The following is a 13,975-nucleotide window of genomic DNA, read 5'->3' on the forward strand; positions in this document are numbered from 1 at the left end:
GACTTAAATCCACAGTGGCATCTACACCTTGAACTCCCTTTGAAAGTGAGCACACCCAGTCGAGCTCTCACCCGACTGGTTCGTGCAATCAACTGACCCCAGCCCAGCACTTTTCGCCAGTTCTAATGGATGACTTGAAACATGCCCCTCGTCACTTGTCCGACTTAATACTGGTCCAGACGCGTGTGCGTACCCGCTCCAGCTTTTGCGGCAACGGTTGCACCACGTAGAGGGTTTTCAGGGCTTGCGGGGTGGGCGTGAGGTTGGGGTTGCCGGTGATGTCTTGGTTGATCAGCGCGAGGGCGTCTTTGTTGGCATTGGGGTAACCGAGGAAATCACTGATCGGGGCGATGACGTTAGGGTCCAGCAAGGTATTCAGAAATGCGTGGGCTTCGTCGACATTCTTGGCGCTTTTGGGGATGGCGAAGGTGTCAAACCAGATCGGCGCGCCCTCTTTCGGCAAGCGCCAATCGACCACCACTCCATTGCCCGCCTCCTTGGCCCGGTTACCAAATTGATAGAAGCTGCCGGAGTAGCCAATCGCCACGCAAATATCGCCGTTCGCGATGTCTGTCATGTATTTGGCGGAGTTGAAGTAAGTCACGTAAGGACGGATTTTCATCATCAAGGCTTTGGCTTTTTCATAGTCCGCCGGATTCTGACTGTTGGGGTCCAGCCCGAGATAATGCAGGGCCAATGGCAGGATTTCCGATGCGGAGTCGAGCATGGCGACGCCACAGGATTTGAGCTTCTCCATGTTCTCGGGCTTGAACACTAAATCCCAGCTGTCTACAGGTGCGTCGTCGCCCAGCGCCGCCTTGACTTTGGCCGGGTTGAAACCAATCAGCACCGTCCCGTACATGTAGGGAATGGCGTACTGATTACCGGGGTCGTTTTGATCCAGCAACTTGAGTAGTTCAGGGTCTTGATGCTGCCAGTTAGGCAATTTTCTGCGGTCCAGTTTTTGAAACACGCCGGCCTTGATCTGGGTGTCGAGGAACTGGTTCGACGGCACCACGAGGTCGTAGCCCGAATGACCTGTCAGCAATTTGGCTTCCAGCGATTCGTTGGTGTCGAAGGTGTCCCACGTCACCTTGATGCCTGTTTGCTTGGCAAAGTCCTTGGGCACGGAAGGCAGGATGTAGTCCGCCCAGTTGTACACCCGCAGCTCACGCTCATCTGCCTGTGCCGAGCCAGCCATTAATGCCAGCCCGCAGACGGTAGCATTCAGTACGCATTTCAGTGCATTCATCACGTGTTTCCCCAAATGGCGTGAGAGCGATCATTGTTATGTGCTGTGCACGGCAGTCACTCGCGAAAGCTGTTGAGACCGTATGCTTGGCGGCGATGCTGTTTTGATTCTTGCCGCGGACCTTGCAGGTTCACAGGGGCAGGCAGGCCAAAAGGGGATGATTGTGGCCACGAGGTCGCATCACGCCGTTAAAAAACCGTCACTCCAGGTTCAGCAATTGTCATGTTCAGGCATCCGCGACCGCGTCCGGGGGTGTGAAGACAGTCTTGAGCGCCATGCAGGCGTTTGCCCCCCTTTCGCATGGCTGAACTAGCCAAACCCAACAAGCAGCGAGCGCGGCGGCTGGCGAGAACGACCACGGGCTGGCGCACACTTTTTCACAAATTACTTTGACCCTGAGATCAAGTTACCGGACAGGCGGGCGATAGCATTCCGCTATCACTCTTTGGTGCGAGTATTTTCGCGCCGCTGTCTTACCTGCAAGCCCGCTTGCAGGCTGCCTTTGATGTTTAGGATCACTGATGAATTTACGTAACATGAATATCGCCCCACGCGCATTGCTGGGGTTTTCCCTGATTGGCACCCTGATGCTGATTTTGGGGATTTACGCCCTCACGCAAATGAGCAAAATCCATCAAGTCGGCCAGAACATTGCCACCAGCGATATGCCCAGCCTGGTTGGTCTCAGCGACTTCAGTTACTTCAACCAGCGCCAGCGCGTACTGAGCTATCAGCTGCGCGACGAGCCTGATCCCGACGCTAAAACCCGTGTATTCACTGAGCTGCAATCGCTGGAAGACCGCACCCGCAAAGCAATGGCTGACTATCTGCCGCTGATCAGCAGCCCGCAAGAGCGCGCCAGTTATGAACAACTGAGCCGCGAGCAAGCGCAGTACCGAACCCTCGAAGCACAGCTGATACAGTTGGCGCGCAACGATCAACAGGACGAATTGAAGCGCCTGCAGGCCGGTCCCTTGAGCGTGGTTTCGCGCAATATCAGCGCCGCGATCGAATCGATGCTGGACATCAACTCCGCGCAAAGTGCCCGTGCTTATCGCCAAAGCACTAACGACTACGACACCACATTCAACTTCACCATCGCGCTGTTGTTGCTCGCGACCGGGCTGACCGTCCTCTGCGCCTGGCGGTTGACCCACAGCATCACCCACCCGATCGGGCAGGCGTTGGAAGCGGCGCAAGAGATTGCCAAAGGTGACCTGACACGCCCGATCACCGTGGAAGGCCGCGACGAAGCGGCTCGCCTGTTACTCGCCATGCAGAGCATGCAAAGCACCCTGCGTGACACGCTGCTGCACATTTCCGGGTCTGCCACGCAACTGGCCTGTGCGGCCGAAGAGCTCAACAGCGTGACCGACGAAAGCGCCCGCGGCCTCACGCAACAAAACAATGAGATTCAGCAGGCCGCGACCGCCGTGACCGAAATGACCAGCGCAGTGGAGGAAGTGGCACGCAATGCGGTCAGTACCTCTGAAGCGTCTAAAAGTGCAGCCGACTCGGCGGGCGATGGCCGTGATCTGGTGCAAGAAACGGTTACCGCCATTGAAAGCATGGGCAATGACGTGCAAAGCACAGCCAATCTGATCGGGGAGCTGGCCAAGGAGTCGCAAGACATCGGCAAGGTGCTGGACGTGATTCGCGGCCTGGCCGACCAAACCAACCTGCTGGCCCTCAACGCCGCGATTGAAGCGGCGCGCGCGGGCGAAGCGGGTCGCGGTTTTGCCGTGGTGGCCGATGAAGTTCGGGCGCTGGCTCATCGCACGCAGCAATCGACCAGCGAAATCGAGCACATGATTAACAGCATTCAGGGAGGCACTGAGCACGCGGTCAACTCGATGCGCCAATGCACCGAGCGCGCCGAGTCGACGCTCAACATCGCCCGGGGTGCGGGACTGTCCCTGGAAACCATCAACGGGGCCGTCATCGAAATCAACGAGCGCAACCTGGTGATAGCCAGCGCCGCCGAAGAGCAGGCTCAAGTTGCGCGGGAAGTGGATCGCAACCTGATCAACATCAACGACCTGTCCGTACAGTCCGCCAGCGGCGCCACTCAGACCAACCTGGCCAGTAACGACCTGTCACGCCTGGCCATTGACCTCAATACCATGGTGGCTCGATTTAGCCTCTGAGGCGGGTTGAGCAACCCGGCCTGAGAAGACAGACTGCAAAAAAAATCCCCGCGCTTCTTTCGAAGGGCGGGGATTTTTTTATCCGGGATGCTTAGTGCGCGTAAGTCAGTAACAACTCCGTCGGCACTTTGAAATCCAGGGACATCATGACGCTCAGCGCGGTGATGGTGAAGATCGAGAACACGAACAGCTTGCGTGCCCAGACCTTGTCGTCGACGGCTTTGTAGCCCGTCCACGCCATGTACAGCCAGTACATGCCCATCGCGGCTGCCACGGCCATGTAGCTCATGCCGGCGTAACCGCCGAGGGTGAGCATCAGGGTCGCGATCAGGAACGCGAGGATGTAGAGCAGGATGTGCTTCTTGGCGACCTTGATCCCGCGCTTCACAGGCAACACCGGAATCGATGCAGCCAGGTAGTCATTGAAGCGGAAGATCGCGATGGCGTAGGAATGCGGCATCTGCCACAGGCTGAACATCACCAGCAATGTCAGCGCGGCCAGGTCGAAGCTGTTGCTCACAGCCACGTAGCCGATAACAGGCGGCATCGCACCCGACAGACTGCCAATCAAGGTGCCGTGAACCGACTTGCGCTTGAAGTACAGGCTGTACAAACCGACGTAAATCACGAAACCAATCGCGGCAAACAACGCTGCCAGCGGGTTGGCCACGCGGTACAGCAGTACAAGACCGGCGACCCCGAGCAAGGTGGCGTATACCAACGCCACCTTGAGGGAGATCAGGCCTTGCACCAGTACGCGGTTCTTGGTGCGGTCCATCTTGATGTCGATGTCACGGTCGATGCAGTTGTTAAACACGCAACCGGACGCAACCACCAGGGAGGTGCCGATCACCGCGGCCAGGAACAGGGCAAGATCGAAATGCCCCTTCGAGGCCAGGAAGAACCCGCCTGCCACAGAAAGCACGTTACCGAAAATGATCCCCGGTTTGGTGATTTGGATAAAGTGCTTAAAGGACATCGGGCTTACCTCACTTCGCCATCATTACAGTGTGGATGCTGAACATGATCCACAGGGACAGGCCGACCAACAGCACAATAACCAGCGCCGAGAACACCAGCGCGGCGACGTTATTGCGTTGTGCAGGCGAACGGTCCAGGTGCAGGAAATACACCAGGTGAACGACCACTTGAATCACGGCGAACAACAGCACGATCGCCAGCGTGGTCATTTTCGGCAGGGTTGGGTACATCACCAGCCCGAACGGAATGACGGTCAGGATCACCGACAAGATGAAGCCGATTACGTAGGACTTCACGCTGCCGTGGTTCGCGCCTTCAGAATGTGCGTTAGCCATTTACAGAGTCCCCATCAGGTAAACAACGGTGAATACGCAGATCCACACCACGTCCAGGAAGTGCCAGAACAGGCTCAGGCAGCTCAGACGCGTCTTGTTGGTCGCCGTCAGGCCCTTTTTCTGGACCTGATACATCATGATCGCCATCCAGATCAGACCGCTGGTCACGTGCAGACCGTGGGTACCGACCAGGGTGAAGAACCCGGACAGGAAGCCGGAACGGCTAGGCCCAAAGCCTTCGGAGATCAACAGGTGGAACTCGTTGATTTCCATGGCGATGAAGCCTGCACCGCACAGGAAGGTCAGGGCCAACCAGAACAGCACCTGACTTTTCTTGCCCTTGAACAGCGCCAGCATGGCGAAGCCATAGGTGATCGAGCTGACCAGCAGCAGTGCGGTTTCACCCAGCACGTACGGCAGTTCGAAGATGTCGTGGCCCGATGGGCCACCCGCTACGTTGTTAACCAATACCGCGTATACCGCGAAGATCGACGCAAACAAGATGCAGTCGGTCATCAGGTAGAGCCAGAAACCAAATACGGTTGTCTCGCCCGAGTCGTGGTGGTGGTCATCGTGCCCATGGTCGTGACCATGGGCCTGTCCAGCATGAGTCGCTAAGTTCGACATGGTTTATGCCTGTTCCAACTTGGTTTCAACACGGGTAGCCGGAATCTTGCCAGCGGCTACCAGACGCTTGTGCTGCTCGGCTTCGATGCGCTCGATGGTTTCCACCGGCACCATGTAGCCTTGGTCATCACGGGCCGCGTGGATCGCGAAGTACGCCACGGTGCCAACCAGGCTGACGATCGCCAACCACCAGATGTGCCAGATCATTGCGAAACCGAATACGGTCAGCAGTGCGCCCATCACCACACCGGTCGCGGTGTTGTTTGGCATGTGGATCGGTTCGTACTTGGCCGGAGCCTGGTACGCCGTACCGTTTTCCTTGGCTTCGGTGAACGGATCGATACCGTCGGCTTTTGGCAATACAGCAAAGTTGTAGAAAGGAGGTGGCGACGAGGTCGACCATTCCAGGGTGTGGCCATTCCATGGATCGCCGAATTCGCAGGCGTTCTCTGGCTTGTTGCGGTCACGGATGCTGACGTACAGCTGGATCAGCTGGCACGCAATACCCACGGCGATCAGTGCAGCACCGACGCACGCCACGTACAGGTAAGGCACCCACTCAGGGTTGGTGGTGGCGTTCAGACGACGGGTCATGCCCATGAAGCCCAGTGCATAGAGCGGCATGAACGCAACGAAGAAGCCGGTGATCCAGAACCAGAACGCTGCCTTGCCCCACTTCTCGTTCAGTTTGAAGCCGAACGCTTTAGGGAAGTAGAAGCTGAAACCTGCGATGTAACCGAATACCGCGCCGCCGATGATCACGTTATGGAAGTGAGCAATCACGAACAGGCTGTTGTGCAGTACGAAGTCAGCACCCGGGATGGCCAGCAATACGCCTGTCATACCGCCGATGGCGAAGGTCACCATGAAGCCCAGTGTCCACATCACCTGGCTGGTGAACTGCAGACGGCCGCGGTAGATGGTGAATAGCCAGTTAAATAGCTTCACACCCGTCGGGATGGAAATCAGCATCGTCGCCAGACCGAAGAAGGCGTTGACGCTGGCACCCGAACCCATGGTGAAGAAGTGGTGCAGCCAAACCATGAAGCCCAGGATCGAGATCGCGCCACTGGCGTAGACCATCGAGTGGTGACCGAACAGACGCTTGCCAGTGAAGGTCGAGATGACTTCAGAGAAGATCCCGAACGCCGGCAGAATGAGGATATAAACCTCAGGGTGACCCCACGCCCAGAACAGGTTGACGTACATCATTGGATTGCCACCAAGTTCGTTGGTGAAAATGTGGAAATCCAAGTAACGGTCAAGTGTCAACAGCGCCAGGGTAGCGGTCAGGATCGGGAACGAAGCCACGATCAGAACGTTTGCCCAGGTGCAGGTCCAGGTGAAGATCGGCATGTCCATGATCTTCATGCCAGGGGTACGCATTTTCAGCACGGTGGCCAGGAAGTTAACCCCGGTTAACGTCGTACCTAACCCCGATAGCTGCAGTGCCCAGATGTAGTAGTCCACACCCACGCCCGGACTGTACGCCAGACCTGACAACGGCGGATACGCAACCCAGCCGGTCTTGGCGAACTCGCCGACGCCCAGCGACAGGTTGACCAGTACCACGCCCGACACCAGGAGCCAGAAGCTCAGGGAGTTCAGGAACGGATAGGCAACGTCACGCGCGCCGATCTGCAGCGGCACTGCAAGGTTCATCAGGCCGGTGAAGAATGGCATCGCCATGAAGATGATCATGATCACACCGTGAGCGGTGAAGATCTGGTCATAGTGTTCAGGTGGCAAGTAGCCAGGCGAACCTTCAGTGGCCATGGCCAGTTGGGTACGCATCATGACGGCGTCGGCAAAGCCACGCAGCAGCATGATCATGGCAACGATGATGTACATCACGCCAATTTTCTTGTGGTCGACTGACGTTAGCCATTCGGACCACAGGTAGGTCCACTTTTTGTAGTACGTGAGTGCTGCAACCAACGCCAGACCACCGAGCAGAATCATAGCGACGGTAACCATCACTATCGGCTCGTGGAACGGTATGGCGTCCAGACTTAATTTACCAAACATCGTTTACTCCTCTGCCCCGGCAGCTGAATGCGAACTGGTGTCCAAACCTTCGGTCCCGGCCACTTCTTTCTTCTCGTGCTGCACCGGCTTGCCTGGTTTCATGCCTTCATACTTGTCGATGATGGTCTGGAACAGGTTCGGTTTGACCGAGGAGTAGAGCTCAACGGGATTGTTCTGACTTGGCTTGGTCAAGGCTTCGTATTCAGCTGTATCAAGCTGTTTAGGTGACGCTTTGACTTCACTTACCCACGCATCGAACTCAGCCTGGGAAGTCGCGATTGCTTTGAATTTCATGCCAGTGAAGCCCGCACCGCTGTAGTTGGCAGAGATGCCATCGAGCTCGGCGTTCTTGTTAGCAATCAAATGCAGCTTGGTCTGCATACCGGCCATGGCGTAGATCTGACCGCCCAGGCCTGGAATGAAGAACGAGTTCATGACCGTGTCGGACGTGATACGGAAATTAACCGGTGTGTTGGCCGGGAACACGATCTTGTTGACGGTGGCGATACCCTGTTCCGGGTAGATGAACAGCCACTTCCAGTCCATGGCCACCACTTCGATGGTCACAGGCTTGACGTCAGACTCAATCGGACGATACGGGTCCAGCGCGTGGGTCGACTTATACGTGATCACACCCAGCGCGATGATGATCAGGATTGGCACAGTCCAGATCACAACTTCGATCTTGGTGGAGTGAGACCATTTTGGTGCGTAGGTGGCGTTCTTGTTCGACGCGCGGTATTTCCACGCGAAAACAAGGGTCATCAAGATGACCGGCACCACGACCAAGAGCATCAGCAATGTAGCAGTGATGATCAGATTCTTTTCATCGACGCCGATCTGCCCCACCGGATCGAGCAACGTCATATTGCAGCCTCCCAGCAACAACATGCCGAAAAGTGGCAATAAGCCAAAGAGTCTGGGGTACCTTTTTTTAGTCATCTCACGACCTCTAAAACAGCTTGCACAATGCAGTTGGTTTTTTCCGCCAACACTTCACCCTGCCAAGGGTTGGCAATTTTCCGGATTGAATAAGGGCCTGCTTCATCGCGGTGAAGCGACTGGGCAAATCCTGGGTTAGCAGTGATTTCTTATTCGATACTGGGTCAAAGGCCTTGTCAGACCAATTCCATTTGGTGCGGAACTTAGAAGGGTTGCCAGTACCTTGGGAGTCGCATGGGAAGCCTGTAACAACCACCCAGGCGACCTTCAACTTCCCGCTTGGGCTCAGGGATGAGCAGGCTGGACGTTCAGTGCGGGCGATTGTAGTTAGGTAGCTCTCTATAAACCATGTCTCATCCCGAAATAATTATTCTCGGCTGTGGTAACAATCCCCCACTATTATTACGCGCCGCGTTTGAAGCCCCTCCCTGACGCGCCTGTAGCACGCCCTTCCCCCTTAGCTGAATCCGCCCCTTTTTAGCGCACGAAAACTCATTCCCCATCGGGCCAAAACGCCCAAACAAAAAGGCTTGCAGCGTTTTTGATGGCGCCTTGCATGGACCTTTTCAAGCCCTGCTACAGCGTCAAAACGCCTCATGGGTGGTGAAACCAGTGAGACGTTTCAGCCGCGTATTGTGAAATGAAAACATCCCCTGTGACAATTTCTCCGTGACAATATGTCGCAGTGCTGCGCACCCCTTCACTGCGGCGGATCACACCCTCTTCACCTTTTTCATGGACGAAAAAAAGCCTCGCCCTTGCGCACAAGAACGAGGCGGCTGCAACCTGATTTAGGGTTTCAGGCAGGTTTGCTGCGATTGCGGTAAATGCCCAGCGGCACCAGCACGGCCGTCAGAACGAAAGCCACCAGCGCCCACTGCGCCAGCGACAGGCCCAGCACAGGCGGATACGGCGTCGAACAGAAACCATCAACCTGAAAACCCAGCGGGAAGACGGCAGCCAAAGGCAAGCCGTCCACAATCGGTTGCAGGGTATCCAGACCGCAACTGACCGCAGGGTTAGCCAGGATGTACACGTGGCGCCCCGCCGCGACGATCCCGCCAATGGCGCTTAATACCACCAACCCCTCAAACACCGTCATGCTGCGCCGGGTGCGCATGGCCGCGCCAATGAAGGCAAAAATTGCGATCAGCAGTAACGCATAACGTTGCAGGATGCACAGCGGGCAAGGCGCCTCACCGAGCACGACCTGCATATACAGCGCACCACCAATGAGGGCGAGGCAAATCAGCCCCAGCAAGACCAGAAAGCGCTTTTCGCGCCCCAGTCGCATCATGTCGTCCGTCATCGTGTTTCCTTTTGCCTGATTGTCCAAGGGCCGTCCGGCCGTCACAAAGCGCGCAGTTTACACCCAGACCTACAGCATGGATGCAGGGCAACTGCAGGAAGAGGATTAACAACGGGCGCGATTAAAGCGCGATTAACAAAAAAACCCGCAGCCATCGCCTGCCCCTCATCACGCTAGGCGCGAGGTCAACAGACGATCACTACGGGGCGCGTTGGCCGTTTATGGGCTCGGCCAGTAACGGTTTATTCCAGCGCAGCAGCCGGGCCGAAAAACTCGTAGCGGCTTTGCTTTTCAGGCACACCCAACGCCTTGAGCTGACGCTTGATAGCGCTCATGAAGCCCTTGGGCCCGAGGAAGTAAGCATCGACATCACGATCGGCCGGCAACCATTTTTCCAGCAGTTCGGCGTTCAACAGGCCCACGTGATCGGCGCCCGGTCCCTGCCCGTCATGTTCGGCATAGCAGTAAAAACGCTGCAATTGCGGGTATTGCTCGGCCAGCTCATCCACCCAGCCGCGGAATGCGTGCACCTGAGCGTTACGCGCGCAGTGGATGAAATGGATGGGCCGCTGCGTGGTCAACGCCCTTTCCAGCATCGGCAAGGTCGGCGTAATGCCTACGCCGCCGCTGATCAGCACCAGCGGTTTTTCACTATCGGTCAATGTGAACTCACCCGCTGGCGGGAACAACTCCACGACGTCGCCCACTTGCAAACGGTCATGCAGGTAATTGGACACCACCCCGCCCACCTCGCGCTTGACGCTGATGCGATAACGACCCACCTGCGCCAGCGCCGATAACGAGTAGTTGCGACGGGCTTCGACACCGTCGATGTCCAGTTTGATACCAATGTACTGACCCGGCTCAAATTCGAGGATCGGCTGCTGGTCAACCGGCCGGAAGTAAAAGGAGGTGATCTCGGCGCTTTCATCGATCCTGGCAGCCAGCTTGAACGCGCGACCGCCCCGCCAGCCGCCCGGCGCAGCGGCCTTGGCATCGTAAATGGCCGCTTCGGCGCCGATCAGGATATCGGCCAGTTGCCCGTAAGCAGCGCCCCACGCCGCCAATACTTCAGGGGTCGCGATGTCACTGCCCAGCACTTCTTCGATCGCACGCAACAGGCACTTACCGACAATCGGGTAATGCTCGGGCAGGATTTGCAGTGCCACGTGTTTGTTGATGATCCTGGCGACCAGATCACCCAATTGGTCGAGCTGATCGATGTGGCGGGCGTACATCAGCACCCCGGTGGCCAAGGCGCGGGGCTGATCACCGCTGGCCTGATTGGCCTGATTGAACAACGGGCGTACCTCGGGGTACTCCGACAGCATCATCCGGTAGAAATGGGTGATTAAGGCCTCACCGCCGCTTTCCAGCAGCGGTACGGTGGATTTGACGATGGCACGATCCTGAGCAGTAAGCATAAAGGTGACTCCATAGCACGTAGGCAGTAACTAAAACTTGATGACCATTGAGGTATCAGAATCCGTGCCAACTTTTAAACCCTTTAAAAACAGCGAGTTAAAACAATATTAGTCATTATGACTCAGGCTGATTTATAGTCGGTTCGACTACATGAGGTCAAAATGACTGCAAAACTTCTGCTCACCACGTTATTGCCCCTAGTCGCTGACCTGTCCCGCGAACTGCCAGAGAGCGAGCGTTACCGCCGCTTGCTTGAGGCCATGCGCGCTCTGCTGCCGTGCGATGCCGCCGCCTTGCTGCGCCTTGATGGCGAGTGGCTGGTGCCGCTGGCGGTTGACGGCCTGAGCCTCGACACCCTCGGACGACGCTTCAAGGTCAACGAACACCCGCGCTTTGACGTGTTGCTCAGCAGCCCCGGCCCGACACGATTCCCCAGTAATTGCGACCTCCCCGACCCGTACGACGGCCTGGTGGACGGGCTGGCCGAGCATCTGGAAATTCACGATTGCATGGGTTGCCCGCTGTTCATTGACGAGAAACCCTGGGGGCTGCTGACCCTGGATGCCTTGGACCCTAAACGCTTCGAACCCATCGAGCTGGATGCCCTGCAAGCCTTCGCCAGCCTCGCGGCCGCTACGGTAAACGTGGCCCAGCGTATTGAACGGCTGGCGTTGCGGGTGGAAGACGAACAACTCAAGGCAGAGCTGTACCGGCAGGCCAACGGCTCCCCCCACAAAGAATTGATAGGCCAGAGCAAAGCCCACAAACGCCTGATCGACGAAATCGCGCTGGTGGGCAGCAGTGACCTGACGGTCCTGATCACCGGCGAAACGGGTGTGGGCAAAGAGCTGGTGGCGCAAGCGATTCATGCCGCCTCACCACGCGCTGACAAACCGATGATCAGCCTCAATTGCGCGGCGCTGCCCGACACGTTGGTCGAAAGCGAACTGTTCGGCCATGTGCGCGGTGCCTTCACCGGTGCCACCAACGATCGACGGGGCAAATTCGAACTGGCCAACGGCGGCACGCTGTTCCTCGACGAAGTGGGCGAACTGTCACTCACCGTGCAAGCCAAACTGCTGCGCGTGCTCCAAAGCGGCCAGTTGCAACGTTTGGGATCGGATCAGGAGCACCGCGTCGACGTTCGCCTGATCGCCGCCACCAACCGCGACCTTGCTGAAGAAGTGCGCAGCGGCCGCTACCGCGCCGACTTCTACCATCGCCTCAGCGTCTACCCACTTAAAGTACCCGCCCTGCGCGAACGCGGGCGCGACGTGTTACTGCTCAGCGGCTTCTTCCTTGAGCAAAACCGCTCACGCATGGGCCTGGGCAGCTTACGCCTGAGCCCCGACGCGCAAGCCGCGCTGGTGCATTACGACTGGCCGGGCAACGTGCGCGAGCTGGAACACCTCATCGGCCGCAGCGCCCTCAAAGCCCTCGGCAACTGCCCGACACGCCCGCGCATACTGACCCTCACCGCCCACGACCTGGACCTGCCCTCCACCCGCGTCACCGAGGCGGCCCAACCCACACCCACCACAATGGCCGAGACAACCGGCGACCTGCGCCAAGCGACTGAGCACTACCAAAGAAACCTCATCAGCGCCTGCCTGGAACGCCATCAACACAACTGGGCCAGCGCTGCGCGTGAACTGGGACTGGACCGGGCCAATCTGGGGCGATTGGCCAAGCGGTTGGGGTTGAAATAGGTTTGGGCACCTCAGTGCGTTGTCATTCAGCGAACAGGCCGACAGATGGGTTGAACGCCTGAGACGGCGGCCCAACACCTGCGCGTTTTTTTTGCGCTGCGCGTGAGAGCGTGGGCTAATCGCAAGATCGCAGATGCCTTAAGGAAACACGGGCCGTTTACAAACTTTTCGCGCAGGCGACCGGCAGACAATCCACCCTAAACCGGGATTGATCCGGGGGTTTTGCTAAAGACCCTTCCACTTAGGTCGATAACCCTGTATCGCTCGCCGCTGTTGGCTTATGGCCCGCGCGCATTTCTTTACACAGAAGGTTTTTATGTCATCCCACAACGCCCGCGCAGATTCTCTTTCGCTTCTGCTGTTCACTTTGCGCAGCGGCAAGCTGATGGCGATTAACTTGCTCAAGGTCAGCGAAATCATCCCCTGTCCGCCACTGACGAAAATGCCGGAGTCGCACCCGCATGTGAAAGGCATTGCCGTGCTGCGCGGGGCTTCGCTGGCGGTGATTGACTTGAGTCGTGCCATCGGTGAGCAGCCGCTGGAAGACCCTAACGGTGGCTGCCTGATCGTCACGGATGTCAGCCGCTCCAAGCAGGGGCTGCATGTGCAGGCGGTGAGCAAGATCATTCATTGCCTGAGTACCGACATCCGCCCGCCGCCCTATGGTTCGGGCGGTTCGCGCTCGTTCATTACCGGCGTGACGCGGGTCGATGACGTGCTGGTGCAGGTGCTGGACATCGAAAAAGTGATTCACGGCATTGCGCCTTCGCAGATCGTTGAGGACCCGGACGCCGTGACCATGGAAGAAGCGGAATTGCTGGCCAATGCACGGATTCTGGTGGTCGATGACAGTCAGGTCGCCCTGCAACAATCTGTGATTACCCTGCGCAATCTGGGCTTGCAGTGCCATACCGCTCGCAGCGCCAAAGAAGCTATCGACCGCTTGCTGGAACTGCAGGGCACGAAAGATCAGATCAACCTGGTGGTGTCGGACATCGAAATGTCCGAGATGGATGGCTACGCCTTCACCCGAACGCTGCGCGAAACCCCGGACTTCAGTCACTTGTATGTGTTGTTGCACACCTCGCTCAACAGCGCCATGAACAGCGAGAAAGCGCGCCTCTCCGGGGCAAATGCGGTGCTGACCAAGTTCTCGTCGCCAGACCTGACCAAGTGCCTGATTGAAGCCGCCCGTACCGTCGCCGCTCAAGGGTATTGAA

General features: G+C 57.5%; 11 protein-coding genes and 1 pseudogene. 4 read left to right on the forward strand and 8 right to left on the reverse strand.

All coding sequences use genetic code 11. The annotated features are described in order from the left end of the window. Positions 1-151: 151 nt before the first annotated feature. Positions 152-1,252: a polyamine ABC transporter substrate-binding protein gene (locus BKD70_RS06800; RefSeq protein WP_047273813.1), complete on the reverse strand. Its 1,101-nt coding sequence runs from the start codon at positions 1,250-1,252 to the stop codon at positions 152-154. A 587-nt stretch (positions 1,253-1,839) separates the two neighbouring features. On the opposite strand from BKD70_RS06800, the pseudogene BKD70_RS25610 reads away from it, so the two are divergent. Together BKD70_RS25610 and BKD70_RS06805 are read left to right on the forward strand one after the other, a co-directional pair. Next, a pseudogene (locus BKD70_RS25610) lies at positions 1,840-2,265 on the forward strand (MCP four helix bundle domain-containing protein); the annotation flags it as partial. A gap of 3 nt (positions 2,266-2,268) precedes the next feature. Next, positions 2,269-3,399 (forward strand): methyl-accepting chemotaxis protein, encoded by a 1,131-nt coding sequence (locus BKD70_RS06805; protein ID WP_371913983.1) that lies wholly within the window; start codon positions 2,269-2,271, stop codon positions 3,397-3,399. A gap of 91 nt (positions 3,400-3,490) precedes the next feature. On the opposite strand, the gene cyoE is transcribed toward BKD70_RS06805, so the two are convergent. From cyoE to hmpA, 7 genes are all read right to left on the reverse strand, one after another. Beyond that, a complete protein-coding gene (gene cyoE / locus BKD70_RS06810) occupies positions 3,491-4,378 on the reverse strand; it encodes a heme o synthase (protein ID WP_047273811.1) in 888 nt (295 codons plus the stop codon). 10 nt (positions 4,379-4,388) lie between these two features. After that, positions 4,389-4,715: a cytochrome o ubiquinol oxidase subunit IV gene (cyoD, locus tag BKD70_RS06815; protein ID WP_047273810.1), complete on the reverse strand. Its 327-nt coding sequence runs from the start codon at positions 4,713-4,715 to the stop codon at positions 4,389-4,391. Beyond that, positions 4,716-5,342, reverse strand: coding sequence for a cytochrome o ubiquinol oxidase subunit III (locus BKD70_RS06820; RefSeq protein WP_047273809.1), 627 nt, complete (start codon positions 5,340-5,342; stop codon positions 4,716-4,718). A 3-nt stretch (positions 5,343-5,345) separates the two neighbouring features. Continuing rightward, positions 5,346-7,370, reverse strand: a complete 2,025-nt coding sequence (gene cyoB / locus BKD70_RS06825; protein WP_047273808.1) for a cytochrome o ubiquinol oxidase subunit I — start codon at positions 7,368-7,370, stop codon at positions 5,346-5,348. A 3-nt stretch (positions 7,371-7,373) separates the two neighbouring features. Then, positions 7,374-8,312, reverse strand: coding sequence for a ubiquinol oxidase subunit II (cyoA, locus tag BKD70_RS06830; RefSeq protein WP_047273807.1), 939 nt, complete (start codon positions 8,310-8,312; stop codon positions 7,374-7,376). Between the two features lie 799 nt (positions 8,313-9,111). Beyond that, the gene (locus BKD70_RS06835) at positions 9,112-9,621 is read right to left on the reverse strand and encodes a disulfide bond formation protein B (protein ID WP_047273805.1); all 510 of its coding nucleotides are present in this window, start codon (positions 9,619-9,621) and stop codon (positions 9,112-9,114) included. A gap of 242 nt (positions 9,622-9,863) precedes the next feature. Beyond that, positions 9,864-11,045 (reverse strand): NO-inducible flavohemoprotein, encoded by a 1,182-nt coding sequence (gene hmpA / locus BKD70_RS06840; RefSeq protein ID WP_047273803.1) that lies wholly within the window; start codon positions 11,043-11,045, stop codon positions 9,864-9,866. A gap of 162 nt (positions 11,046-11,207) precedes the next feature. Between hmpA and norR the strand changes: the two genes are divergently transcribed. After that, positions 11,208-12,755 carry a nitric oxide reductase transcriptional regulator NorR gene (gene norR, locus BKD70_RS06845; protein WP_047273802.1) on the forward strand — a complete coding sequence of 516 codons (1,548 nt, stop codon included), beginning with the start codon at positions 11,208-11,210 and terminating at the stop codon, positions 12,753-12,755. A gap of 316 nt (positions 12,756-13,071) precedes the next feature. Beyond that, on the forward strand, positions 13,072-13,974 hold the full coding sequence (locus BKD70_RS06850) for a chemotaxis protein CheV (protein WP_047273801.1): 903 nt from the start codon (positions 13,072-13,074) through the stop codon (positions 13,972-13,974). Position 13,975 lies beyond the last annotated feature (1 nt).

This window comes from Pseudomonas sp. BS-2016 (assembly GCF_001806145.1).
Classification (GTDB): domain Bacteria; phylum Pseudomonadota; class Gammaproteobacteria; order Pseudomonadales; family Pseudomonadaceae; genus Aquipseudomonas; species Aquipseudomonas lundensis.